The 25,570-nt window shown below is 33.7% G+C and carries 21 protein-coding genes; 7 read left to right on the top strand and 14 right to left on the bottom strand.

Going from position 1 to position 25,570, the window contains the following annotated elements:
* Positions 1 to 88: 88 nt before the first annotated feature.
* The 10 genes from P8K68_RS04030 to P8K68_RS03985 all read right to left on the bottom strand — a co-directional run bounded on the left by P8K68_RS04030 (position 89) and on the right by P8K68_RS03985 (position 13,090).
* A complete protein-coding gene (locus tag P8K68_RS04030) occupies positions 89 to 2,614 on the bottom strand; it encodes a PIG-L family deacetylase (protein ID WP_300248363.1) in 2,526 nt (841 codons plus the stop codon).
* 171 nt (positions 2,615 to 2,785) lie between these two features.
* A complete protein-coding gene (locus P8K68_RS04025; protein ID WP_300248362.1) occupies positions 2,786 to 3,268 on the bottom strand; it encodes a hypothetical protein in 483 nt (160 codons plus the stop codon).
* Positions 3,269 to 3,420: 152 nt separating this feature from the next.
* Entirely contained in the window at positions 3,421 to 6,849 is a 3,429-nt protein-coding gene (locus P8K68_RS04020) for a TaqI-like C-terminal specificity domain-containing protein (RefSeq protein ID WP_300248361.1), read from the bottom strand.
* Positions 6,850 to 7,256: 407 nt separating this feature from the next.
* Positions 7,257 to 8,324, bottom strand: a complete 1,068-nt coding sequence (gene corA / locus P8K68_RS04015; protein WP_300248360.1) for a magnesium/cobalt transporter CorA — start codon at positions 8,322 to 8,324, stop codon at positions 7,257 to 7,259.
* Positions 8,325 to 8,524: 200 nt separating this feature from the next.
* Complete coding sequence (locus P8K68_RS04010; protein WP_300248359.1) at positions 8,525 to 9,076, bottom strand: mechanosensitive ion channel domain-containing protein; 552 nt, start codon at positions 9,074 to 9,076, stop codon at positions 8,525 to 8,527.
* A 51-nt stretch (positions 9,077 to 9,127) separates the two neighbouring features.
* The gene (locus P8K68_RS04005) at positions 9,128 to 10,090 is read right to left on the bottom strand and encodes a septum formation inhibitor Maf (RefSeq protein ID WP_300248358.1); all 963 of its coding nucleotides are present in this window, start codon (positions 10,088 to 10,090) and stop codon (positions 9,128 to 9,130) included.
* A 20-nt stretch (positions 10,091 to 10,110) separates the two neighbouring features.
* Complete coding sequence (locus P8K68_RS04000) at positions 10,111 to 10,704, bottom strand: Maf-like protein (protein ID WP_300248357.1); 594 nt, start codon at positions 10,702 to 10,704, stop codon at positions 10,111 to 10,113.
* 111 nt (positions 10,705 to 10,815) lie between these two features.
* Entirely contained in the window at positions 10,816 to 11,733 is a 918-nt protein-coding gene (locus tag P8K68_RS03995; protein WP_366143728.1) for a geranylgeranylglycerol-phosphate geranylgeranyltransferase, read from the bottom strand.
* A gap of 78 nt (positions 11,734 to 11,811) precedes the next feature.
* Positions 11,812 to 12,342 carry an HAD family hydrolase gene (locus tag P8K68_RS03990; protein ID WP_300248356.1) on the bottom strand — a complete coding sequence of 177 codons (531 nt, stop codon included), beginning with the start codon at positions 12,340 to 12,342 and terminating at the stop codon, positions 11,812 to 11,814.
* Positions 12,323 to 13,090, bottom strand: coding sequence for a Rossmann-like and DUF2520 domain-containing protein (locus P8K68_RS03985; RefSeq protein ID WP_300248355.1), 768 nt, complete (start codon positions 13,088 to 13,090; stop codon positions 12,323 to 12,325). Before P8K68_RS03985 ends, P8K68_RS03990 begins: the two co-directional genes overlap by 20 nt.
* A 384-nt stretch (positions 13,091 to 13,474) precedes the next feature.
* Between P8K68_RS03985 and P8K68_RS03980 the strand changes: the two genes are divergently transcribed.
* The 3 genes from P8K68_RS03980 to P8K68_RS03970 all read left to right on the top strand — a co-directional run bounded on the left by P8K68_RS03980 (position 13,475) and on the right by P8K68_RS03970 (position 17,721).
* Complete coding sequence (locus P8K68_RS03980; protein WP_300248354.1) at positions 13,475 to 13,873, top strand: group III truncated hemoglobin; 399 nt, start codon at positions 13,475 to 13,477, stop codon at positions 13,871 to 13,873.
* 245 nt (positions 13,874 to 14,118) lie between these two features.
* Positions 14,119 to 17,304 carry a cytochrome c biogenesis protein CcsA gene (ccsA, locus tag P8K68_RS03975; RefSeq protein ID WP_300248353.1) on the top strand — a complete coding sequence of 1,062 codons (3,186 nt, stop codon included), beginning with the start codon at positions 14,119 to 14,121 and terminating at the stop codon, positions 17,302 to 17,304.
* 3 nt (positions 17,305 to 17,307) lie between these two features.
* Positions 17,308 to 17,721, top strand: a complete 414-nt coding sequence (locus tag P8K68_RS03970) for a hypothetical protein (RefSeq protein ID WP_300248352.1) — start codon at positions 17,308 to 17,310, stop codon at positions 17,719 to 17,721.
* A gap of 465 nt (positions 17,722 to 18,186) precedes the next feature.
* Here the strand turns inward: P8K68_RS03970 and P8K68_RS03965 are convergent, their stop codons facing one another.
* Positions 18,187 to 18,909, bottom strand: coding sequence for a DUF3307 domain-containing protein (locus P8K68_RS03965; RefSeq protein WP_300248351.1), 723 nt, complete (start codon positions 18,907 to 18,909; stop codon positions 18,187 to 18,189).
* Positions 18,903 to 19,505, bottom strand: coding sequence for a transcriptional regulator (locus tag P8K68_RS03960; RefSeq protein WP_300248350.1), 603 nt, complete (start codon positions 19,503 to 19,505; stop codon positions 18,903 to 18,905). The genes P8K68_RS03965 and P8K68_RS03960 overlap by 7 nt, the downstream gene beginning before the upstream one ends.
* 230 nt (positions 19,506 to 19,735) lie before the next feature.
* Between P8K68_RS03960 and mscL the strand changes: the two genes are divergently transcribed.
* Both mscL and P8K68_RS03950 read left to right on the top strand, forming a co-directional pair.
* Positions 19,736 to 20,179: a large conductance mechanosensitive channel protein MscL gene (gene mscL, locus P8K68_RS03955; protein WP_300248349.1), complete on the top strand. Its 444-nt coding sequence runs from the start codon at positions 19,736 to 19,738 to the stop codon at positions 20,177 to 20,179.
* Positions 20,180 to 20,183: 4 nt separating this feature from the next.
* Positions 20,184 to 20,342, top strand: coding sequence for a hypothetical protein (locus P8K68_RS03950; RefSeq protein ID WP_300248348.1), 159 nt, complete (start codon positions 20,184 to 20,186; stop codon positions 20,340 to 20,342).
* Here the strand turns inward: P8K68_RS03950 and P8K68_RS03945 are convergent.
* Complete coding sequence (locus P8K68_RS03945) at positions 20,339 to 20,995, bottom strand: HAD family phosphatase (protein ID WP_300248347.1); 657 nt, start codon at positions 20,993 to 20,995, stop codon at positions 20,339 to 20,341. The genes P8K68_RS03950 and P8K68_RS03945 overlap by 4 nt on opposite strands.
* Positions 20,996 to 21,192: 197 nt before the next feature.
* Between P8K68_RS03945 and P8K68_RS03940 the strand changes: the two genes are divergently transcribed.
* Both P8K68_RS03940 and rlmF read left to right on the top strand, forming a co-directional pair.
* Positions 21,193 to 22,599, top strand: coding sequence for an MATE family efflux transporter (locus P8K68_RS03940; protein ID WP_300248346.1), 1,407 nt, complete (start codon positions 21,193 to 21,195; stop codon positions 22,597 to 22,599).
* A 4-nt stretch (positions 22,600 to 22,603) separates the two neighbouring features.
* The gene (rlmF, locus tag P8K68_RS03935) at positions 22,604 to 23,479 is read left to right on the top strand and encodes a 23S rRNA (adenine(1618)-N(6))-methyltransferase RlmF (protein ID WP_300248344.1); all 876 of its coding nucleotides are present in this window, start codon (positions 22,604 to 22,606) and stop codon (positions 23,477 to 23,479) included.
* A gap of 135 nt (positions 23,480 to 23,614) precedes the next feature.
* On the opposite strand, the gene P8K68_RS03930 is transcribed toward rlmF, so the two are convergent.
* On the bottom strand, positions 23,615 to 25,567 hold the full coding sequence (locus tag P8K68_RS03930; protein WP_300248343.1) for an SLC13 family permease: 1,953 nt from the start codon (positions 25,565 to 25,567) through the stop codon (positions 23,615 to 23,617).
* Positions 25,568 to 25,570 lie beyond the last annotated feature (3 nt).

Genomic DNA, 25,570 nt, shown 5'->3' with positions numbered 1-25,570 from the left:
AAAAGATAAAATAAATGGCATTGGCAATGAGCACAATAGAATATAGCTTATGCCATTTTTGTTTTGGTTCTGGTGCGTCTTCCATAAATTAATCGTTTAGTTTTAAATCTTGTTTCATGTCGTTTTTTCCTAACGAGAGCATGTTTGCGAATAGGCGATAAGCACCAGAAACGCCAGCAGGAAATTCTCTAAAAAAGCTTAAGCCCGTATAGATGTAGTGGCCTTTTCCATGTTTTGCAATAAGCAAGCTACCATCTTTGGCAGTTTCGCCTTTATCGTTCATGGATAGGATAGGGGTAAACTCTGCTCCCCACGAATTAGGAAAGTATAACCCGCGTTCTTGTGTCCAACCTTCAAAATCGTTTTGAGTGATTTTATTCGGAACATTTAAAACCTCATGATTAGGGGCTAAAAACCGAACTTCGGCAAATTCATCAGTAACCCGATCTCTAGATAATTTTAAATCATAAGGCGCAACATTATCTACTTTTAGTCTTCTATTTGTATTGTATTGTACTATCATATTGCCACCTTCGGCAACAAAATCAAATAATTGTTGTTGCTTAAAGTTTAAATCTTCAATAGTGTTATAGGCTCTAATACCAACTACAATAGCATCAAAACGGCTTAGTATTTCAGGGTTTATGTCATCTGGTGTTATAATGCGAACATTATACCCAATTTGTTCTAAACTCTCCGGCACAACATCACCAGCACCTTGAATATACCCAATGTTTTCACCTCGTTTTTTAATATCTAAACGTACAATTTTGCTTTCGCTGGGTAATAAAACGGTTTGAAACGGAATGTGCTCGTAGTTTATTTCAATAAGTTCTTTGGTATAAGTGTGCTCCCCAATATGTACAACTGGACCAATAAAACCTTCACTTTGATTTTTAGGAGGAATTACCGTAAATACCAAGGTCTGTTCTTCGCCTTTATGTGCTATGGCTACTTTCTGTTTCTTAGGAAAAATGCTCCAATCGTTGGGGTGCGAAATTTCAATATCGCCTTCAAGATTATCTCGACCTGCTTTTACAATTACCGTGATATCGCGTTGTTCATCATTATCTATGATAATAACCTTTTCGTTGATTTTAGCTGAAACTTCTGGGGTAATTTCAAACGGACGATACAATTCACCTTGGTCTGGTTTTGAAAAACGCTGAATAACAGGTTTTGTAAATGTTATTGGTGTATTATTAATCAACAGATTAAAATCAATATAGGAGGTTCTTGGTGTTTCAGGTTTTCCAATACGTTTGGTATCATCCACGGTATACATGCCTAAAGTTCCTTTTTTATTTAGCCAATAAGGCGCTGTAGGTTGTGCATCACCTGGGATTTTTAAAACCTCTTTAAAATTATATTTTATATTGTTTTTAAGTGCGATGTTCTTTGAGATATTTAGGTTGCTCGACTTATTTAAGCTCTCTAAAACTATGGGTAAGTCGCTTCTTTTAAGGACTTCTATATTAAGGTTAATCATTTCGTTTTGTGTCGCCCAATTGGTTTCTGCTGAGGCTTCTAAATACAATCCTGCACACATTTCAATAACCGCTATTAATTCTTTTGATTTTTGAGTTTTCCAATGCTCGTCTTCTACTTTTTGAAGAATTTTATAGGCTTCTACCAATTGCGAAACATGCGTTGATGGATTTTGAAAGTTGAAGTTTTTTTCAATGGCATTCAAAATAGTACCAACAGCTTTACCGCCTTTTACGCGATTCCAAGAGGTGTCTATTCCAGAAAAAATAGTTTCGTTATCAGTAAGTGGTTCGCCTTTTAAAAACTCTATATATTCTTGTTGCGTACCGCGTTGTGATAAGGTACCAAAACCTTGACTTAAATGTTGGCTTCGTGCTATAGATGCTAACTCGTTATTAGACATGCCTTTTAACGGATAATAGGTGCCAATATCAAAACTAAGCATATTACTTTTGTCTAATTTATCAAAGGCTTCTTGACTGCCATAGCGCCACCAACTGGTGTTATAAAATAAACGTTTGGGTGCCCAAAGACTAGTCTGTTTTAGTTGATTTGGATACGCAGATTTATCGTTGGCGAGTTCAAAAGCTTCTAGACTTAACATGGCAGAACTGGTGTGATGGCCATGTGTAGTTCCTGGGGTTCTGTGGTCAAACCGATTTATAATCACGTCTGGTTTAAACTGTCTGATGGCTAAAACCACATCGCTTAAAACGTGGTCTTTATTCCAAATTTTTAAAGTTTCGTCTGGGTGTTTGGAGTAGCCAAAATCGTTGGCTCTGGTAAATAGTTGTTCGCCACCATCAATACGTCTTGCAGCCAATAGTTCTTGAGTTCTTATAACGCCTAAAAGTTCTCTTATTTCTGGTCCTATTAAGTTTTGTCCGCCATCGCCACGTGTTAACGATAAATAGGCAGTTCTTGCTTTTACCTGATTAGCCATGTATGCTATTAATCGGGTGTTTTCGTCGTCGGGATGCGCTGCGATGTATAACACCGAACCTAAAAAATTAAGTTTTTGTATGGATTCGTAAATTTCTGAAGATGAAGGTGTTTTGGGTTTTTGAGCTTGTAAAATGGCTATTGATAAAAGCCCTAATACTACGACAAGTAAACGTTTTTGCATGGTTTTGTTTTAGCTAAAAACCAAATATAAAAAACAAACCAGCTTAATCGCTGGTTTTAATTTTTATTTAACGGTTTGCCCCCTTGAGGGGGCTTTAAGGGTGTTATTTAATAGGAGTAAAAAACACCTCTCTTAATTCTTCCTTAAGAAGGGAACCGTAGCCCTAGATATTTAAATCTGTTTGAAATTTATTTTTTCAGTACTGGGTTTTTGTTTTTCAGGTTCTGCAGGAATGATGGGTCTGGCATGTTGATTAAAAAATAATTGCTGGATGGAATCCATACGCTGCATCATGCTTTTAATTTGATCGTTTTGATTCATGAATCCATCATGGAAAAAGTCTTTAGAGTTAAAACCACCTGTTATGGAATCTCTCCCAAAAAAATCGTTGTAAAAGGAATCGTTAAAAAAGGAGTGGTTATTAAAATGCTTCTGAAATTGCATTTTTATCCTATTGTTTAAGGTGTCGTTTGAAGAATAGCTATACGAGTAAATAGAATCGTATTTTATAAGATTGCCAAATGCATCATATGCTTTATTTACTTGAATATTCTCGTTGGGTTTAATGGTTTTTTCTGCTTTTTTTTGTTTGTCTTGTCCTGAACAATGTAAAAACAACAAACAAAACAAAGGCATTAATTTTAGTGCTTTCATGATGATATATTTTTGAATTATACAATGTTTTATAAGTTATAATTTTCAAAAAATATACCAAAGGCTTATACGAAAACATTCAGGTTTTAGAAAATGTCAAGTTGACAGTTTTGGGCTAGTGCTGTCTGTTGCGTATTATTAAGGTGTGAAGTTTATGCGGTGGCTTCCTCTACAATGGCTATTTCTTCTTCTGTTAAGCCATATAACTCATATACCATGGCATCAATTTCTTGGTCGGTTTTGTTAATTTCTGCTTTTAGTGTTTGTGCTTTTTCTTTTTGCTCGTTAAAATATAACATCCATTCGGCTTCTTCGCTTAAACTTAACTTTTTGTACTCCGTTTCGTTTTCTTTGGATGCTGTTTTTCGTGCTTTTTCTAACTCTTTTGAAAATTCTCCAAAATCTAAATCGTGCCAGTTTTGGAGTTTTCGATTGGAGGTGATATAAAATTTAGTTGATAATAATGAATTAAGAGTAAAATTTAATTTTTCAAACTCAACCTTAATCGAGCAAATTTGTTTAACATAGTCAATTAAGATATTTTGTAGATTATTTTCACTTAATTTAATTGGAAGTTTCTTTACTTGTGCTATTCTAATTTTAGGAAATACCTCTGTATTAGCAGCAAAATTTGATTTATAATAAAACTGCATCAGTTTAGAGTTTATAAGAGCTAAAAAGTATTCATATTTATATTCTTTTTTATTTAATAGTATTGAGTATAAACTTCTGTTTTGTTGAACATTCTCATTAACGAGTAAAGAAGTAATTCTATTACCAGTTTCTCTAATAACGATTCTTTTACTTTCAAAAAACTTATTGTCTTTTTTGTATTCATTATATATTTGACTCTCTATCGATTGGTAACTTTTAATACCATATCGTTCAACATCTTCTCCTGTAATTATCTTTACTTTATTTATATTGTTAGGATGTACTTTGTTTTTCCCTATTTCTAGTCCTCTTTTAATTAGGCTATATTCTTCTAAATGTGAAGAATTTTTTAACATTCTTGAAGTTATTTTTTCCCCAGGAATATATTTTGACCAATCTTGATTAGATAATTTATTCTTTAGTGCAACAAAAATTGCGGTTGGCATTTGAACATCTGTAAAAACACCATCTCCTTTATCATCAATTTGTAATATTTCTGTGTTTTCTAAAAGAAAAAATCTTAATGCTTCATACCTAATTCCTTTAATAAATAAAGATGGTGTTATGTACGAAAAAGCACCTTCAGTTTTTAATATGTCAACTCCCTTTTCATAAAATATTGCATATAAATCCCCACATTTTGCTGTGGAATAATTCTCTGAATAATAATCTTGAAATTCAGAAATTTGCACATAAGGCGGATTCCCAATCACCACATCAAAGCCACCGGTATATTCTGGAGCAAAGGCGTCTTCCTTGGTTTTGGTAAAGTCGGCAATGGTGTTTTTTAGCGTGTCGCTTTGTGGCAAATGGTGCTTACTACGGTTACTTTCTATATAATTTATGGCGGTGTCTAAATAGCTGTCGGTAAACACATATCCTGGGGCTTTGGCAAGGTCTGCAAATACAAACTCATCGAGCTGTGCAAAAAAGAATTTTTGGGACCAAAGAGGTTCTCCCAGGGGTTTAAACCCCTGGGATTGGTATATGTACGAGCTTTTGCCTTTTAGTGTTTTTGCAATGGTATGTAGGGCTTCGGGCTCGCAAACCAGAATAAGATGGACGTGGTCTTTACAGATATTATTGGCCATAATATTGTAGTTGTTTTCTAATACAATATCTCTAAATATTTTGGTAAGCGCTACTTCTTCTTTTAAATTAAGTTCTAAGGCTGGTCCTTTTTTTATGCCATAATCTATCATACGTTTTGAGGTACGACTGTTATGGGTTGTAAATACCAAATGATAGGCGTTTTTTATGGTTTCTTTAAAAACATCGGGGAATTCTGTTTGCCAATTAAAGGCTTTATCGCCTGCAACTGCTGGGTCGTCAATTAAACTATTACCACATTTAATATTGTTGTTTAAACTGGTTAGTTTTCTGCCTTTTTGTGCGGTGCGTAACCAAAGCGAGAGTTTTGCAATCTCCACACTTTCTTCGTTTATATCGACACCAAACAAATTGTTTTCTAAAATGGCGTTTTCAACTTCACTCAATATCATGGCATCACCAAATAATTTGGCTTGCAATTCGTCAATATATTGGTGCTCTGCAATTAGAAACTCTAGTGCTTGATTTAAAAAAGCACCACTCCCACAAGCAGGATCGCAAATGGTAATTTGTAATAGCCATGTTCTATATTCTTCTAATTTTTGAGAGAGCTTTTTTATTGTAGCTTTTTGTCTGCCTTTACGTTCTTTTTCGTATTCGGCTTCTTGGATGTCGAGTTCTATTTTCTTTTCTTCACACAATTTACCTACTGTATTATCTACAATGTATTTGGTAATGTATTTTGGGGTATAAAAAACACCGTCTTTCTTGCGTTTGGTTTTACTTTGTTCGGTTGTAATGCCTTGTATTTCGGCTTGAATTTCGTCAATATCGTTTAACGAGTGCTCAAAAATATGACCCAGAATATTGACGCTTACTTCGCTTTCAAAATCGTAGTTACTTAAATTAACGGTGTGTTTATACAGTAAGTCGTCATTGATTTTAATAGTGTCTAAAATATCGTCTGGCGCAAACAAACCACCATTGTAAGCAAAAATATCGTGTTGCTGCCCTTTGTGGCCTGTATTCATATAACCGAAATATTTTTTAAATCGGTCGTACAACGGGAAATATTCATCATATTTATCTCGTAAATCGGTCCATTGGTTTATTATAGAGCGAATGGAGTTGGGTGGTAATAGCAATCTGTCTTCTGCAAAAAAGATGAATAGAAAACGGTCTAGTAATTTTTGCGTTTTTTTGAATAAGGTGAGTTTATCGTATTGGCGATTTTCGTTTTGTATGGCATCAAAAATCTCGTTTCTGAATGCTGCATAATCTTTGTATAGTTTTTTGGTTACGTTTTCCTCTTGCGTTACCGATTCGTCTTTAATTTTTTTTGGAATGTCTTTTAAAAGATATTCTGAGGATAAGCATAGCCAAAGTAGTTCAAAGCGTTCCTTGGTGAGTTGAAACAGATTAAATTCCTCAAAGTCGACGGCATTATCAATATAAAAACGGAGTTTTTCAAAGTTGGACGTAATTACATAGTTACAACCGGGTTGGTTGTTTTTATAGCCAAATGCTTGGGTTTCTACTTTACTTAAATCGGTGGTGTTGGTGCCTTTAAGTTCAATTACAGCAAGTGCTTTTTCGCCTTTTAGAATGGCACCATCAGTTTTTTTAGAGCCTTTTATGTTTTTTAATTCGGTTGTGAGATTAAAATCAGGCGTTGGGTTTTTAATATATCCGAATACGTTTACAAAGAGGTCAATTAGAAATTCGCCTTGGTATTGCTCCTCTTTGGAGTTTCGAATGTTTTCTTGAATGGTTGGATTATGGAAATGGCTTGTAAATCTATCGTAAGCTTGATTAACTTTTTCGGACTCTAATCCTTTTAAATATTTGTTTAGAACAGAGTTCTGAAATAAGCTCATAAATGTTTAATGTTTTTCATTTTAGTTTTCTGATATAAAAATACTAAAAACCCCCTAAACGCCTATACTTTTCTTACTTAATATAAAAAATAAATAGGCGTACTAGGGTTTTGTTGAGGTCTTGATAGTTGTTTGGAGGTCGGTCTTGGCGCTTGTCTTGAGCGGCGTTGAAGGGTTATAATCTTTTTAAAACGTCTTAAAACATCAAAAACAAACGTTAAAACCAAACATCAAAACCAAATGTAAAAACCAAACGTCATTGCGAACAACGTGAAGCAATCTGCTGCAATTAAACAGATTACTTCGTTGTACCTCCTCGTAATGACGGTATATGTATAAAAGTTTTAAAAAGCATTTTTACTGCTCCCGATAACTATCGGGACGGGAAACGCCAAAAATTAATGGTATTACAACCACTTTTTCTTCCGGAAGTAATAGAGCATACCCACAAACAGCACGATCATAACACCCCAAAGGATGAAATAGGCGTATTTGTATTTAAGTTCTGGGATGTATTCGAAATTCATGCCGTAGATGCCTGCAATAAAGGTTAGCGGGATAAAAATGGATGCCATTATGGTGAGGACTTTCATGACTTCGTTCATTTTATTGCTAATGGAGGTCATGTACATATCCATTAAACTCCAAATCATTTCGCGGTAGATATCGATGTTTTCTGAGACTTGGATTAAATGGTCGTAAATATCTCTATAATACGTTATGGTTTTTTTATGTATGAGTTTGTTTTCGTTTTTTTCGATACGACTTATAACTTCGCGCAGTGGAAATATGTTGCGACGTACACGTAAAATTTCGCGTTTTAGATTCTGGATTTTTTGACTAATATCGTCATCGGCTTCTCCCGAAAAAATAGTGGTTTCAAAATATTCAATTTTATCACTTAAAGTTTCTATTACATTAAAATAATGGTCTACAATGGCATCAATTAAGACGTATAGTAAATAGTCTGATTGCATTGTGCGAACACGCCCTTTCGCATTCCGAATACGGTCTCTTACTTGGTCGAAAACATCCCCTTCAGATTCTTGGAAGGAGAGTACATAGTTTTTACCCAAAACAAAACTAACTTGTTCTGAAATTATATTTTGTTCATTATCGTAATACAACATTTTTAATGAGACAAAGAGGTAGTCGTCATACTCATCAATTTTAGGACGTTGAGAGATGTTTACAATATCTTCTAGAACTAGTGGATGTAAATTGTAATGTGCGCCAAGTTTCTCAATTTCATCAACGTGATTTAAACCATTTAGATTAATCCATGTAATAGAATCTGTGAGTTTATACTCGAAGCTTTCTTGAACAGAATCTAGTTCTTTTACGGTACAATGTTCTTTATTATAATCAAAGGATTCTATAAATAGTTTTTGATGCTCTTTTTTACCAGTATATATTATACTACCTGGTATTTGTCCTAATACTTTTTTTGAGGTATGCGTTGTGTTTTTTGTCATTATAAATAGAATACATTGAACTCATTTGAACTATTTCTAGCTCCTAAAAAAATGGCTGAAACTCGTCTATATTTCGTTGTTTTTCTTATCCACAGCGATGCTTTGTATTTCAAAAAAAAAAACATCTCATCGGAACAGATTTCATGTTGTTTTCGGTAAAAACAAATAGCTAAAATGAGTTCAATAAATATATGGAATATTTAAACAGCATTTGCGCCATCATCACCATGATCATCTATAGCATCCTTTTCAACAAGGGTAACAGCTTTTTGTAACATGAGGTTGTTGGGGTAGGTTACTAAATCGCCATTTTCAATACGTAAGTGTAATTGAAACGCCCGAATATCCTCTATAATGGCTGTAATTGGAAAATCTTTATCATGAATGGCAATTTTATCTCCAACTTTATAAGGAAAGTTAAAGAACATAATAATTCCTGAGGTTATATTACTCAGAATAGACCAAATGGCAAATAAACCGATGCCTATTACAGCGAAGATAGATGAAAAAATAACCGCTATTTCTTTAAATTCTGTTCCGAAAATAAAAGATTCAATAAGTATAGCTATTAGAAATATAGTTACTGTTATATACCTTCTGATGAGTCTGATTCGAGCATCATTAATACCATTTTTTTGGGCTACTTTGGTTATTGTAAAATGGATAATAAACCTAATAATAAGTAACGAGAGAAGAAGAATCCCCGATATAATTAGTTCACTTTGATACGCTTTAAAGAAAGTAAAAAACATAATATTATAGATGAAATTTTATATAAATATACATGCAAACACATTACAAATTTAATCTAATTTAAGCGTTTGTCTAAGAATTTCATCTTTATTACGATTCTTTTGCCAATAAGGCGATTTGATTGTTTTTAACCTGGATGCCTTTGTAGTTAATGTTTTAGCATTTAGCCCAAAACCACTTTTAAAGGTTTCTTCCCACCCTAAAATCTCATATGGAAATTCTGGGTTGAATGTTATTGACAATGTTCGGTTTAATTCGGGGTAATTAATAGTGTAAATATTTTCTTTTAAAGTTGCGGAAGCTTCGTAAGCTTTTATGGTTTTGTGTTTTAGTCTTGTATATTCAAAAGACGGAATCATTTTTAAATGTCCTGTTGGTAATGATTTTGGGTTGATGCGTAATTTTGTCCATAGTTCATTCTCTAAAATGGCCTTATCGAGTTTGAAATTTTCATCAGCTTCACCTTCAAAATAGGAATGCGACATGATTTCAAACTGTGCTCTGTTGTTTAGTTGTGTATACACATGTCCGCACCATTCTTGCATAGAACTCGATACTTTTAAGGCATGTTTATTATTAGAAACCGGATAGAACGTACTTTGCATAATCGAATAAGGATAAACGCCTGTATTGAAATTTTTAGTAGCATTTAATTTTAAAACAGGACTATTTTTTGGGTTTCTGGTATCTGCTTTTACTTGTGCGTCTGGAAGGAAATCTTCGGTAACATAGACTAAAACGGCTGTTCCTTCTCGGATTTCGCCATAGCGTGCTTGTTCTAATTTATAGGATGAAATTTCTGCTTCTCCGGCATACCAATAGGTGTTAAATGCTGATGAAGGTTTATATTTTTGGACAGCTGTTTTTTCGACCGTTTTTAAATCAGAATGAATAGCCAATGCCTTTGAAGTGGATTTTTTTTCGCAAGAAGTAAGTAATAGTGCTAAACCTATAATTTGCCAAAATAAAATTTCAGCTTTAATAATTTTCTTTAGTTTTCTGAACGTTTCCATAGTGTTGCAAATTTACAACGCTAAGCTATTTCTGCAATGGTATTTAACGTTTTGTAAACAAGATGAATAGGTAAACCCATAACATTAAAATAAGAGCCTTCAATTTTTGTAACACCTATTTGCCCGATCCATTCTTGAATGCCATAAGCACCAGCTTTATCAAAAGGGTTGTAGTTTTCTATGTAGAAGTTAATTTCTTCATCCGAAAGGTCCTTAAAGGTTACTTTAGTAATATTATGCAATGTTTTTTCGAACGTTGTTGTGGTAAAACAAACCGATGTAATCACTTCATGTGTTTGATTACTTAGTGATTTTAACATGTTGAAGGCCTCCTCATTATCGCGAGGTTTTCCCAAAGCGGTGTTATTGTGCCAAACAATAGTGTCGCTTGTCATTAAAATAGCGTTTGGAAGTAATTCATCTTTAAAAGGTAGCGCTTTTAATTGTGCGAGATAGTTACTGATTTCAAAATGGGTTAATCGTGGGGGATATTCTTCTTTAACAGGTTTTAACTGGATTTCAAAATCAAGTCCCAAATTTTTGAAAAATTCTTGCCTTCTGGGGGAGCCTGAAGCTAGGATAATACGATGGTTTTTTAGTTTTTCGTTTAGCATTTTTTTTAGTTTATAGTCTCAGTCTCAGTCTCAGTCTCAGTCTCAGTCTCAGTCTCAGTTTTCAGTGAGTTGTATTTGACTTTGCGACTTAGCACCTTTGCGCGACAAATTCTAACCTAGAATAACATACTTGTATAAAAGTAAGGAAAGCATCCCAAAAAGCATAACCCATTTGTACATAGTGCTAATATGATGCATCTCTTTTTTTGTTGAAGCATCAAATGTTTTAATACTTGTATAGATTAGCGGACCAATAATAAAGAGTAAAAAATAGCCAACAGCGATAGGTTGTTTGTAAAGATCTGAAACTACGTAAAAAATGATAGCAATTAATGGAAAAAAACCCAAACCAGTCAATACGTATTTGGCACGCTCTCTTCCAATGGCAATGGGTAAGGTGTTCATGCCTGCTTTATAATCGCCATCAATATCTTCAATATCTTTCGCTATTTCTCGTAATACATTTATGGAAAAGGCAAATAAGGCATAATCTAAAATGATTTTTAAAAAAATAACTTGAGTATGTTGATTTGAAGGGGTCATCGCAGGAATTAATTCAAAAATACCAACAATAACTAAGCTTAACCCAACAAGTATAGAAATAATAATATTACCAACTAAAAGTGTGCGTTTTAAATAGGTAGCATACACATAAAGTAGCATGGAAATGATAACAAATATAGAAAAGAAAGGTGCTCGTCCTATACGATGCGATAAGTAAAACCCAACGCCAACACCAATCAAATTAAGTATAATAAATAGGTTGTATGCTGTTTTTTCTGAAATGGATTTGTCGATAATTACCCGATTAGGTTTGTTTATTAAATCGGTTTCAACATCATAAATATCATTAATAATATTTCCGCCGGCAGCAATACAGATAGTCGCAAAAATTAAAAGTGAAATGCCCACACCATCTAAAGCTGTTTGTACTCCAAAAGGTTCAAGAAGTGCATATTTGATAAGTAACTGCACAAGGGCAATCATTATTAGGTTTTTCCAACGGATGAGGTTTAAAATGCTAAGCAATATGTAATAAGTTAGAAGTTAAGAGTTAAGAGTTTCTTGAGAAATCACAAATATTTAGTTTCTAAGAGCCAACAGCTATTAGTCATACTTAGCGCCATAATTTCCGTTCCATTTTCCTTGAACTTTCAGCACTTGCTCAATCACATCACGAACCGCACCTTTACCACCTTTTTTATGTGAAATGTATTTTGAAATCCCTTTAATTTCTGGAACAGCATCTTGCGGACAACAAGGTAAGCCTATACCTTTCATAACTGGGAAATCAGGAATATCATCGCCCATATACAGTACATTTTCAGATTTTATATTTTTCTTATTAAAGTAATCATCAAGCTGTTCTATTTTATTATGAGCGCCTAAATAAATATCGGTAACCCCTAAAGCTTTCAACCTTAAACGCACCCCTTCGTTTGATCCGCCCGATATAATACAAATATTAAATCCTTTGTCAATAGCCGTTTTTAATGCATAACCATCTTTTATATTCATGGTTCTAAGCATTTCGCCAGTGGTTGTAATCGTTACAGAGCCGTCGGTTAAAACGCCATCAACGTCAAAAATAAATGTGGTAATATGCTCTAAATATTCTTTATAACTTTTTTCTTCCATGTGTGTGTTTAATAGCGTCGGTAAGCAACTCATAAATAGCTTTATGATGCGGACTCTCTAATTGTTTTAAATGTGTTTTAATGGTTTTTTTGTCGTTGCGTTTTGCGGGTCCTGTTTGTGCCCTGAAAGGCGAGATATCTTGCACTTTCTTAGCCGTTTCTAAAATAAGCGGTTTTAATAAATCAAATTCTGCACCTTCACTTTCGGTAATTTCATGTCCAATTCTGTATAACTGATTGGTGAAATTATTAACAAAAACAGCTGCTAAATGTAATACTCGCCTTTGGTCGCTATTAATGCGTTTTGTAGGACTACCCAAGCTTGCAGAAAGTTTTTTCAAAATCGGATAACAGTCTTTATTAATGGTTTCATAACAAATGGGCACATTAGCAAAATCCATTTCGGCATCCTTACTAAAACTTTGTAATGGGTACAAAACCCCACGTTTATGCTTCATATCCAAATCGTAAACACTAGCACTGCCAGAAGTATGCACCACCAGTCTATTTTTAAAAGGAAGTTTGCTTGATAACCCAGAAATGATATCGTCGCTAACAGCAATAATGTATACGTCTGCGTCTTTTAGCGCCTTTAAATCATCGGTAATATCAACTAAATTTTGATACGATTGTATAGTTGATAAACTTCTGTTGTACCATTGAATAACAGAAACTTCACTCGCTTTATTAAATCCTTTAAATAAATGTGTGCCAACATTTCCGGCACCTAAAATTACTACTGAAATCATATTGCTAAAATACTAATGAATAATGAAAGAAAGCTACAGAATTATTAATTTTTGGGCGCATTGCAAAAGGGTTGGGCTAGGAGTTTATCCTGAGCGGAGTCGATGGGCTACAAGTCTTCGCTCGTACCTCGCTTTGGGCTATTATTCATGCATTTCTGTTGTATGTTAATGAATTCATGAACGTAAATGTTTCATTTCTACCTATTGCGCAACAGCTTTTAGTCGCAGTTACAGTCTCAGTCATAGTCGCAGTCGCATTATTTAGTATGTTGGTTCTTAGCGTTTTTAGGAGAAAAAATAGCGTATAGCTATCCGTCTTTAATCTTTGGTTTTCTAGGTGCAGCAATACATCCAAACCAGAAAAATAACCTAATTTTGTAAATCATGAAAAACGATATTGAAACCAGAGAAGATGTATTTCTATTAGTATCATCATTTTACAAAAAAGTAAGAGCAGATGCTGTTTTAGGGCCTTTTTTTAATGATACCATTAAAGATTGGGATGCCCATCTAGATAGGCTAACTACCTTTTGGGAAACCAGTTTGTTTATGACGCGCAAATTAGAACATAAATATCATGGCGACCCTCTTGAAGCTCATATAAAAGTGGATAAAGACCATAACAATAGCATTACAGAGTTACACTTTGGATTGTGGCTAAACCTTTGGTTTGAAACGATACAAGAACTTTTTGAAGGCGATAATGCAGAAAACGCGAAACGTCGCGCCAGAAAAATGGGAACGTTTTTATATTTAAAAATTTTTGAAGCAAGAAGTAAATAGTCTCAGTATTCAGTAAGTTCGGTCTTTAGGTTTTCGTGGCTTTTCCCGACAAAATCAGAATACATAAGCAATCAATTTTAACTCCGTGTATCTTTGTGAAACTCAGCGAATCTCAGCGTAATAATTTCGGTCTTCTGTCATCAGTCCCTTGTCTTCTAGCTTCTATCAATTTTTTACAACACTTTAACACTTCATAATAAACATTAATCATTAAATTTGCAGAACCTTTAAAAAGGCTTCAGATTATGCAAAAAAAGCTCGCCAATATTTTCTTTTCAACCAGACTTACTGCTGTTTTATTTATCCTTTTTGCTGTTGCTATGGCAACTGGTACTATTTTAGACTCAGGACAAGAAACATCGCCAACGCCATACACTAGAAATCTTATTTATAATGCGTGGTGGTTTGAAGCCATTATGGTATTTTTCATAATTAATTTCACGGGAAATATTGTCAGATTCAGATTGTACAAAAAGGAAAAGTGGGCCACATTTATTCTGCATTTAGCATTCATTTTTATTTTATTAGGTGCCTTTATTACACGTTATGCTAGTTTTGAAGGCATGATGGCTATTCGCGAAGGCGCTACCGAAAATACATTCCTTTCACAAAAAACATACATTACCGCTTATATTGATGGCGATTATGAGATTAACGGACAAGTACAACAGCGTTTTCTTGAATCTCATGTAGATTTTTCAGGACGATTGGATAATGATTTTAAAATTGAAACAGAATACGGTCAGCAACCCGTTACCATCGAACTAGAAAAATTTATAGTAGGGGCTGAAGAAGATATTATTCCTGATGCTATTGGTGAATCCTATTTGAAAGTAGTTGAAGCTGGTGATAATGGACCTCATAATCACTTTTTAAAAGTAGGGCAGGTTTCAAGTATTCACAACGTCCTTTTTGCCTTAAATAAACCAACAGACGGAGCTATAAATATAACCTATCAAGGCGACTCGTTAAGTATTAATTCTCCTTTTGAAGGCGAATATATGACTATGGCTACCAGAGCGCAAGGTAAGTTGGTTAAAGATAGTTTGCAGCCTCTTTATTTGCGTTCAAGATATGTTATTGGTAATATGCAAATGGTGTTTCCTAAGCCCGTTGTAAAAGGTGTTTTTGATGTCGTTCAAAAATCGCAGTTATTAAAAAATGATAAAGATGGGGTGGTATTAAATATCATAACCAATGGTGAAACCAAACGTGTGGGTTTATTAGGAGGAAAAGGAACCAACAGTAATTTTAAACAAATACAAGTTGGCGGTTTAGACTTTGCACTAAAGTATGGCTCTAAAGTGTTGGAGTTACCCTTCTCATTAAAACTAAACGATTTTGAAGCAGAGCGTTATCCAGGAACAGAGCGTGGTTATTCGGCATATTCAAGTGAAGTAACTGTTTTAGATGATAGCGCAGAAGATTATGATTATAAAATATTCATGAATAATATATTAGACCATGGTGGTTACCGGTTTTTTCAGTCGAGTTTTGATCCTGATGAAAAAGGAACAATCCTTTCTGTAAATCATGATTTCTGGGGAACATTGTTAACTTACATTGGCTATTTTATGTTATACTTTGGGATGATGGCTATTCTGTTTTCTAAACATTCTCGTTTTGGAGATTTAAAACGTTACCTAGAGAAGGTGAAAGCCAAAAAATCAAAGTTGCTAACTATTTTAGTATTGTGTTTTGGGTTGCATGCATTTTCTCAAGAACACCACGAAGGCGATGGACATGACCATTCACAACCTACAAAAACACAAATAGATTCTATTTTAGAAGCTAATATGGCTCCAAAATCACATGCTGATAAATTTGGACGTTTAGTGATTCAAGATTTAAGTGGACGAATGATGCCTGTAAATACGTATGCTTCAGAAATGCTAAGGAAGCTAAGTAAAAGTGATACTTATGAAGGTTTTGATGCCAACCAGGTATTTCTTTCCATTCAGGAAAGTCCGATGCTCTGGTATAATGTACCTATCATTTATTTAAAAGCTAAGAAAGGCGATTCTATTAGAAAACTTATTGGTGTTGCTATGGATGCTAAATATGTGCCACTTGCCGATTTCTTTTCAGATAGAGGCGACTATAAATTAGCGCCATATTTGGATGAAGCCTATAAAGCGCAAATACCAAACGGCTTTCAAAAGGAGTTTAAAGAAACCGATCAGCGGGTAAATTTATTATACAATACTATTGAAGGGATGTCTTTAAAGATATTCCCAATTCCTAATGATGAGAATAACAAGTGGATTTCTAATTTTGATTATAGAAAAGATACCTCTACAATAAAAGATTCTCTTTATTCAAATTTTGTAAAAAATGGATTTAGAGCCTATTTGTTTACTTTAAATCAAGCTAAAAAAACAGGTGATTTTGAAGAAGCTGAAAAGCTATTAACGGCATTCAAGAAAACACAACATCGTTATGGTGGAGCTGTTATGCTGAGTGACGATAAAGTAAAAACAGAAGTGCTTTACAACAAGTATGATATTTTTAAAAAATTATTTAGTTGGTATTTGTATGCCGGCAGTTTGTTGTTTGTATTATTGATTGTTCAGATATTTAATGGCAAAAGGACGTTTGTTAATGTTTCTGTAACTGTTTTTAAGTTTATTATTTTAGGCTTGTTTATATTGCATACTGCGGGTTTAATTGCACGTTGGTATATTTCTGGGCATGCACCATGGAGTGATGCTTACGAGTCTATGATTTATGTGGCTTGGGCAACTATGTTTTTTGGTTTAGCCTTTGGAAGAAAGAGTGATTTAACAATCGCATCTACGGCGTTTGTAACGTCTATGATTTTAATGATTGCGCATTGGAATTGGATGGATCCTGCAATAGCCAATTTACAACCTGTTTTAAATAGTTATTGGCTCATGATTCATGTGGCGGTAATTGTGGCCAGTTATGGGCCGTTTGCTTTAGGAATGATACTAGGTGTCGTATCGTTATTACTTATGATATTTACTACCAAAGCTAATAAAGCTAAAATGGATTTGAATATAAAAGAGCTAACCGTAATTAACGAAATGGCTTTAACGGTTGGTTTGGTTATGTTAACTATTGGAAACTTTTTAGGAGGCATGTGGGCTAACGAAAGTTGGGGGCGCTATTGGGGTTGGGATCCTAAAGAAACTTGGGCACTTATTAGTATTATGATTTATGCGTTTGTGATTCATATGCGATTGGTACCAGGGCTGCGTGGGCGTTGGTTTTTTAACCTCATGTCTATTGTAGCTTTTGCTAGTATTTTAATGACTTATTTTGGTGTGAATTTCTATTTAGCGGGCTTGCATAGTTATGCTAGTGGCGACCAGATTGTGAGTGTAAAGTTTATTGCAATTGCTTGTGGTATAGTAGCTGTTTTAGGGTTTTTTGCGTATCGTGGGTATGCTAAGTTCTATAGGAAGTAAAAAATGACATTTAAAGACCAATTTCCAAAGATTAAATATTCTGATTTAAAATCAAGACAGAAGGAAAATTTTAATTTTCATAAAGTGGCATCGGTTTTAGCAAATTATGGTTTCAATTCAATGCGGTTGAACGATGATTGGCAAGGTGCCGATTTTATTTCTGTTCATATTTCTAATGGAGAAATAATTAAGGTTCAACTAAAAGGTCGCTTTACTATAGATAAGAAATACATTCAAAAAGACTTGTATATTGCTTTCATTGAAAATGAAAAAATAAAAATATATATGCATGATGATGCTATAGATATTTTACCTGAAAATATTAAAAAATCGAATTCATGGAAAAACACAGGACTTTATTCTTGGGGCAAAACTCCTGTTTTTTATGATTCTATTATAACAGTTCTTAATAATTAGACTTTCTATTTAATTAAATTTTCTTTGTTCATTTTGCCTTGATGCAAAACGAACCAAAAAATCACGGTCAAGCCGAGGAATTTTTTAGTTTTTGAGAAAACTAAAAACCGATTTGAAAATTCCGCGTCGAACTACGTTTTCCTGTTCTCGGAACTTTTCAAACCTATTCTGCGCCTTGACGTTCAATTCTGCGAATTGATTTGGGTGTTGATGTTTTGTTGTTTTTATTCTTTCCCCAAATTTTATAAACCCTAAACTTTTAAAGCAAGAGTGGTTTCCACTCTTGGGAGGGGTTAGGGGTGGGTTTTTGCGTTAGGGATTGCAGAGGAAATCCTTTTTAAATGAAAAGAACTATAACTTAGTTTTGAGATTAAAATTAGCAGATAGCCACGTCCTTCGTTCTCGCTATGACGTTTAAAAAGATTGCAACGGAAAGCCCGACCCCTTTTCGGGGTAACGCCCAAATTATTTTTCAATTAAACTTAAAACATATTCGTAACCTATTCCGATGGTTATGGCTAAACCGAAGCTGAGTAGTGTGCCGATTAGAATGTATTCTGTGAGTTTTCGGTCTTTGGCTTTTGATAAATCTCCGAAACGAAATACGGATTTTGCTGCTATTAAAAAACCGACGCCTTCCCAATGGTTTGTTATGATAAACATGAACACGAAAAGGCGTTCTAGGATGCCAATATATGCGCCTGCATCTGCCAACGAAGCTTCTTTGTTATATTCTGATAAATCCCACTTGGATATGATGGTTTTCATGATGATTGAAGATACTTTAGTGATGCACAATATACTGGTTACAAATAGTAGTGTTTTTGGTGTAAAAAGTAAGTCTATATTAATGTTGAAGGGCTCGTATATTTTGACTACCAAAGCGATAACGATTAGGTGGGCTAATTGATCTAAACTAAATAGCAAACGGTTGTTGAGTTTTGCCCTGAGGTGAAGTTTTATAACATCGATTATATAATGCGAAATAGGGATTATAAGGAGTGCTAACCAGTACTTAAAGTTGAATTGTAATAGGACTATTAGCGTACATAAATGCACTAAAATATGCCAATACAAAAACTTAGATTTGTGTTTGTGGGTGTCTTTATGAAGTACCCATGTGTTGGGTTGAAACAAGAAATCGCCAATAACATGCGCAAGTATAAGTGTGATGGCTAATGTTAACATAGGGTTTGTATCTGGGTTTTGTAATAGTGTAGTAGTTTGAAAATCTCATCGAAGCCTGCTCTTTTAAGACCTTGACTAATATTGCCTTGGGTTTTTTCTAGAATTTTGGCTAATTGGTTTTGATTTGAATCTGGGTTTTCTAAAGTTGTTTTAACAAGAATTGCTGAGGTGCTAGACCAATTATTTGTAGTTAGTTGCGCAAGTTCTAGCATGATGTTTATGGTGGTGTCAAATAACTCGAAAGGCGATTTTATGGCTAGTGTTGTTTTTTTTAGGTTTTCAAAACATACGCCCGAATTTACAAAAGCACTTCCGTTTGATTCTGTTATGTTTTCAGATTGATATGTTTTTTCGCCTATACCAATGGCGAGTCTTACATCAATATTTTCAAATTGTTTTATGGTTGCTTTTATAAGTATACAGGCTTGTAAGGCTTGTTCTGGTTGGACTTCTAATTGGAAACTATCGCCTCTATAGATTTCCCAAGTTTTTGGTGTGGTACCAAAACTATTTAAAACAGATTTAAGTGCGCCTAACCAGTTTTTTGGAGAGCTTTTTTTAGAATTTATAATATCGCCGGTTATTATACTTGTCATAATGTGGTGAAGGATATTATCAAATGTATAAATATTTATTCAAAATAACAAAATTATTAGCTTTAAAACTAATAATATAAAATATTAGCTATTTAACTAATAATATGATTTATAATCAAATTAAGTAATAGTTGATTTAATGCATTGTGTATATTTTATGTTGATTAGGTTAATAATTGAATTAACATTCTAATATATTTGTTAAGTTAAATATGATTAAAAATAATAATATGAAACTATTCCAAGAATTTAAGGAGTTTGCTGTAAAAGGAAATATGATGGATATGGCTATTGGTATCATCATTGGTGCGTCTTTCAATAAGGTGATTGATGTATTGGTTAAAAAAATATTTCTACCTCCATTATCTTTATTAACTGATGGGGTTAATTTTCAGAATAGAAAAATCATTTTAAAAGATGCATTTAGTGATGCTTCAGGAGTTGTTTTAACAGATGAGGTTGCAATAGGATATGGTGCATTAGGGGAAGCGCTATTAGATTTTGTTATTATTGGGTTTACGGTGTTTATTGTGGTTAAGTTTATGAATAAGCTTAGGAATAAAGCTCAGGATACTAAGGATAAAACGGTGGTTACACCAAAAGATATTGAGTTGTTATCTCACCTAACAGAATTAATGGAAGAGCAAAATGCTTTGTTAAAAGCTAAACAATAGTCTTATGGCAAAGACGGGAAGGGAAAAGAATACGAAGAATAAAGCGAAGCATTCTAAGTTAATGGCTCAGAAGAAAAGTAAAAAGAAAGCTGAATCCGTATTAAGAAAGGAACGATTAAGAGCTATTATATCTAAAGCTAAAGAAGGAAAAGAAAATGATTAAATGAGGTTAGTTATTTTAGGAAACTCAATCTCGTTAAAATCCTTAATAACCAAATCTGCTTTGGAATAATCTTGATTTTTTGAGTGAAAACTATCAAAACCAACACAGAATATACCAGCAGATTTTGCAGCTTCAACACCGTTGGTTGAATCTTCAATTACAAAGCATTCATTTTTGCTAAAACCAGTAGCTTCTGCTGCTTTAATAAAAATTTCAGGATGCGGTTTGGATTGTTTTAAATCACCACCACTAAGCTTAGCAACAAAATATTGGTTTAAATCAAAACGGTCAAAAATTTGATTGATACTGGTCATAGCAGCCGAAGACGCCAGAACCAAAGTGAGCCCGTTATTATGGTAGTCTTTTATCAAATCTAAAACACCATCAATAAGTCCTAAATCAGAATTGTTATAAAAAAAGTGTTTATAATATTTACGTTTTAAAGCCACCAAAGTTTCAGGAGCTTGTTCCAAATTAAAATGGTCGCATAAGCGCTTACAAATGTTGATGGTGGATTGCCCTGTAAATGATTCGTAAAGTTGGGGTGAAACTTCAATACCAACTTCATTAAACATATCATGATAGGCTTTATTATGCATTGGTTCGCTATCAATAATAACACCATCCATATCAAAAATAACAGCTTTTAACATCTTGTTTTTTAATTGCGAATATATAAGAAATGAAAGGAACAGACTAGAAATCTATTTTGTTGTTTTAAATAATTTTCCAATATTTGTTTTTATGATTGTATAATTCCACTTCCATACAGTATCGATATTCTCTCGAGCAAAACAAAAGCTAGGTATTTTTAGATATTTAGCAATATCCAACAACTAACCATTTTTAAATGCAATCAAATAAAATTTCCTTAAAAAAGTTCATTCAGTATTTTAAAATAGCTGTAACTGGAAAACAACAAGAATTTACCTCAGGAAGTATTCGTAAAGCCATATTTATGTTGGCAGTTCCTATGGTGCTTGAAATGCTCATGGAATCTATTTTTGCTCTTGTTGATATCATGTATGTGTCACGGGTAAGTGTAAACGCTGTTGCAACCATAGGTTTAACAGAGTCTGTTATTACTTTAATTTATGCGGTAGCCATTGGTTTGAGTATTGCGGCAACAGCCATTGTTGCTAGACGTGTGGGAGAAAAAGATTTAAAAGGTGCTGCAAATGCAGCTGTTCAGGTTATATTCTTAGGTGTATTGGTGGCGTCAATAATAAGTGTAATTGGTGTTATATATCCTAAAGAACTTTTAGGTTTAATGGGTGCAGAGCCTGATTTAATAGAAGAGGGTTACGGCTATACTAAAATACTTTTGGGTGGTAATATGACTATTATGCTACTGTTTTTAATTAATGCTATTTTTAGAGGAACGGGAGAAGCTTCTATCTCTATGTGGACTTTGGTTTTATCAAACGGATTAAATATAATTCTGGACCCGATGTTTATTTTTGGTTTCGGGCCCATTCCCGCTTTTGGGGTTGAAGGGGCTGCTATTGCAACGACCATTGGACGCGGTACCGCAGTATTATTTCAATTAGCGATTTTATTTTATGGTTACAGTAAAATTAAAATTGGTATTAGAGATATAATAATTCGTGTTGGTGTCATGCTTAATTTAATTAAAGTATCACTAGGTGGTATTGGTCAGTTTTTAATTGGCACCACAAGTTGGGTTTTTTTAATGCGAATAATAAGTGAGTTTGGAAGCGAAGTACTTGCTGGTTATACCATTGCCATTCGTGTTATGTTATTTACATTAATGCCTGCATGGGGAATGAGTAGTGCTGCCGCTGCCTTAGTGGGGCAGAATTTAGGAGCTAAAAAACCAGAACGCGCAGAGCAATCGGTTTGGATAACTTCAAAGTATTGCGCAATTTTTATGGGTGCAGTTTCAATAATATATCTTGTTTTTGCCCCACAAATTATTGAGATGTTTAATCAAACCCCCGATGTTGTAAAATACGGTACGTTGTGTTTACGAATTATGACTGCTCCCTTCATATTCTATGGTTTTGGCATGATTGTTCTCAATGCATTTAACGGTGCTGGTGATACCAAAACACCTACTTATATCAATTTTGTTTGCTTTTGGTTATTACAATTACCGTTTGCTTATATTGTAGCCATCACTTTGGATTATGGTCCTGTTGGGGTATTTTGGGCAATTGCTGTTGGGGAAATAGCCATGACCATTATTTCTATTATTTGGTTTAAAAAGGGCCATTGGAAAACTATAAAAGTTTAAATGCATGTCGAACTCAAAACTTCATCCAAAAAACAAACACAAATCCGGATATAATTTAGATGCTTTATGCGAAATATATCCAGGTTTATTGTCTTTTGTTTTTGAAAATAAATACGAAACTAAAACTATTGATTTTGCTAATCCCAAAGCTGTTAAAGCTCTAAATACAGCGTTGTTATTCAAACATTATAACATTAGTTTTTGGGAGTTTCCTGATACTCATTTATGTCCACCAATTCCTGGGCGAGTAGATTATATTCATCATATAGCTGAGGTATTAAAATTATCTAAAATTTCAGGAAAGATTAATGTTTTAGATATTGGAACAGGAGCGAGTTGTATTTATCCGCTTTTAGGACATGCCGAGTATCAATGGAATTTTGTAGCAACTGATATAGATGAAACTTCTTTAAAACATGCTGAAAAGATTATCGATAAAAATGAATTAGATAAGGTTATTGAATTAAGGCTTCAAAAGGATAGTTTGCAAATATTTAAAGGTGTTTTAAATGAACATGATAGGTTTTCGGTGTCTATATGTAATCCGCCATTTTATAAATCTGAAACAGATGCTTTAGAGGCAACTATGCAAAAATTAAAAGGCTTAAATAGGGAAGACGCTAAGGTTGTTAGAAATTTTTCAGGAACTCAAAATGAGTTATGGTATAAAGGTGGAGAAAAAGCGTTTATTCATAATTATCTTTATGAAAGCGCTTTGTTTAAAACTCAATGTGTTTGGTTTACAACTTTAGTTTCTAAGAAAGATTTGGTAAAAGGGATGTATGCCTCTTTAAAGAAACTAGGAGCGACAGATATTAAAACGATTACTATGGGGCAAGGGAATAAAGTTTCAAGAATAGTAGCTTGGACGTTTAAATAAAAAAAATATCGAAGACTTTTTTGTAATATAGCCTTCGATACCTTTTCAGTTAGTCAACTTATTTATTTTAAATTTCTTTCTTTTTTCTTAAGTCCATTTTGTAAAACAACCCTAATTGTTACTGATTGTTCTTGTTTAAAAAGGCCAGATTATTGGTACAAGTATTAATGATATAATAAAAAATAAAAGTAGAAGAGGAGCACCTACTTTTAAGTAGTTCATAAACTTATACCCTCCGGCAGTCATTACCATAGCATTTGTTGTTGTGCCTATTGGTGTTAAAAAGGCTGTTGATGCGCTAATGGCAACTACAATCATAAATGGTTCTGGTGACAGGTTTAAAGAACTTGCTGCTAAAATGGCTATTGGTGCCATTAATACAGCTGTTGCTGAGTTATTTATTACCTGACTGAATGTTGTGGTAAGTAAAAACACGCCTCCTAGTAATACAATGGGATGAATAGCACCTAAATAATCAACAAGTGCATTAGCAATTAATTGAGCAGTTCCCGTTTTTTGTAAAGCTATACCCATCGGTATCATTGCAGCAATCATAACAACGCTAGTCCAGCTGATACCTTTATAGGCTTTTGAAATAGGTACACAACCAGTAAGTAATACTACACCAGCAGATATAAGTGCTGCCATAGATCCTGGAACGATTTTGAAAACCATGAATATTATCATGAGTACTAAAGCACCTAAAGCAATAAATGATTTAGGACTTAGGTTTTCAACATTTTTAGCCATTCCTTCTGGACTACCAATTATTACAAGATTTTCATGTTGTTGTTTTAGGTCTTCAATATGCTCCCAAGTACCTCTAATTAAAAAGGCATCTCCTGCTTTTACTGTAATTTCTTTTTCTAATAAAGGTTTTCTATTTCTTGATGCGGCCAATAATTGAATACCGAATCTTTTAAAATAATCACCTAATTTATAACGTCTTCCAACTAACATAGAGTTAGGGTTTACGATAACTTCTGTCATACCAACCTCTTGGTTAATAAGGTTGTGTTTTAGTTCATCAGTAATAGGTTCTAGCGGTAGAAGACCTAACCTGAAATTAATCATCAATTTGTTTATCGCTTCTGTTTCTCCTTTTACGGTTATAATATCGTGGTAAAGAAATTCTGTACCTGGATCTGGAAATTCTATAAAAGCAGGTATCTTTTTTAGTACATTTGGATGTCTTCTTTTTATTCGAATAATAGAAATACCATAGGTTTTTTCAAATTGCCAATCTTCAATTTTTGTATTTAACAAAGGTGATATAGATCTAACACGTAATCTGTAGTAGCCACTATCAACCTTGTATGCCTCAATCCAGTTGTGTAATGTCGATTCAATATTTACAGGCTTATTGTTCGTTTTATTTTTTGGTAAAAGTTTATGGCCTATATATCTAAAGTATAATATTGCCACTATAAGTAAAGGCAAACCAATTAAGGCAAATTCAAAGAATGAAAAACCTTCAAAACCAGCTTCAATAAGCGCATTACTAGCAATAATATTTGGAGGTGTACCTGTTAAAGTTAATAGCCCACCTGTATTAGAACCAAAAGCAACTGGCATTAACATTTTAGAAGGTAATGTACCAATACTCCAAGCTGAGGAAATTGTAAGCGGCATTAATGTCGCTACGGTACCTGTATTACTAACAAATCCAGATAAAACGCCCGCACCAAGTGTAATAATTACTAAAAGCTTTGGAACACTTTTTCCAGCCCATTCAACAAACTTTTTACCAGCTAGAGCTGTCCATCCTGTTTGGGCTATCCCTTCTCCAATAATAAATAATGCTGCAATCATTATAACTGTTGGATTACTAAAACCACTCAAAGTTTCAGTAGCATCTAGAATACCTGTTAAAAATAAACTCAACATAGAAATTAGTGCTACAATATCTGGTGTAAACTTTCCCCAAACAAAGAGACCAATGGTAATAACTAAAATGGCAATCATTAAATAGATCATATCTTGTAATTCTTTATTAGCTTTAGCACTTAAAAGTACATAATTATTATGGAGTAAAATTACAGTTGATGTTCTTGTATAATTATGACCAATGTCATACTTTGAGTTCAAGTA

The sequence above is a fragment of the Algibacter sp. genome (genome assembly GCF_029245835.1).
GTDB lineage: Bacteria > Bacteroidota > Bacteroidia > Flavobacteriales > Flavobacteriaceae > Algibacter_B.
Note: the sequence above shows the minus strand (reverse complement) of the source record. Positions and strands in the feature narration are given on the sequence as shown.

Bases quoted from the DNA above. Each gene is read 5' to 3' on its own strand.
- P8K68_RS04030 (WP_300248363.1), bottom strand. From the start codon at position 2,614: ATGCAAAAACGTTTACTTGTCGTAGTATTAGGGCTTTTATCAATAGCC.
- P8K68_RS04025 (WP_300248362.1), bottom strand. From the start codon at position 3,268: ATGAAAGCACTAAAATTAATGCCTTTGTTTTGTTTGTTGTTTTTACAT.
- P8K68_RS04020 (WP_300248361.1), bottom strand. From the start codon at position 6,849: ATGAGCTTATTTCAGAACTCTGTTCTAAACAAATATTTAAAAGGATTA.
- corA (WP_300248360.1), bottom strand. From the start codon at position 8,324: ATGACAAAAAACACAACGCATACCTCAAAAAAAGTATTAGGACAAATA.
- P8K68_RS04010 (WP_300248359.1), bottom strand. From the start codon at position 9,076: ATGTTTTTTACTTTCTTTAAAGCGTATCAAAGTGAACTAATTATATCG.
- P8K68_RS04005 (WP_300248358.1), bottom strand. From the start codon at position 10,090: ATGGAAACGTTCAGAAAACTAAAGAAAATTATTAAAGCTGAAATTTTA.
- P8K68_RS04000 (WP_300248357.1), bottom strand. From the start codon at position 10,704: ATGCTAAACGAAAAACTAAAAAACCATCGTATTATCCTAGCTTCAGGC.
- P8K68_RS03990 (WP_300248356.1), bottom strand. From the start codon at position 12,342: ATGGAAGAAAAAAGTTATAAAGAATATTTAGAGCATATTACCACATTT.
- P8K68_RS03985 (WP_300248355.1), bottom strand. From the start codon at position 13,090: ATGATTTCAGTAGTAATTTTAGGTGCCGGAAATGTTGGCACACATTTA.
- P8K68_RS03980 (WP_300248354.1), top strand. From the start codon at position 13,475: ATGAAAAACGATATTGAAACCAGAGAAGATGTATTTCTATTAGTATCA.
- ccsA (WP_300248353.1), top strand. From the start codon at position 14,119: ATGCAAAAAAAGCTCGCCAATATTTTCTTTTCAACCAGACTTACTGCT.
- P8K68_RS03970 (WP_300248352.1), top strand. From the start codon at position 17,308: ATGACATTTAAAGACCAATTTCCAAAGATTAAATATTCTGATTTAAAA.
- P8K68_RS03965 (WP_300248351.1), bottom strand. From the start codon at position 18,909: ATGTTAACATTAGCCATCACACTTATACTTGCGCATGTTATTGGCGAT.
- P8K68_RS03960 (WP_300248350.1), bottom strand. From the start codon at position 19,505: ATGACAAGTATAATAACCGGCGATATTATAAATTCTAAAAAAAGCTCT.
- mscL (WP_300248349.1), top strand. From the start codon at position 19,736: ATGAAACTATTCCAAGAATTTAAGGAGTTTGCTGTAAAAGGAAATATG.
- P8K68_RS03950 (WP_300248348.1), top strand. From the start codon at position 20,184: ATGGCAAAGACGGGAAGGGAAAAGAATACGAAGAATAAAGCGAAGCAT.
- P8K68_RS03945 (WP_300248347.1), bottom strand. From the start codon at position 20,995: ATGTTAAAAGCTGTTATTTTTGATATGGATGGTGTTATTATTGATAGC.
- P8K68_RS03940 (WP_300248346.1), top strand. From the start codon at position 21,193: ATGCAATCAAATAAAATTTCCTTAAAAAAGTTCATTCAGTATTTTAAA.
- rlmF (WP_300248344.1), top strand. From the start codon at position 22,604: ATGTCGAACTCAAAACTTCATCCAAAAAACAAACACAAATCCGGATAT.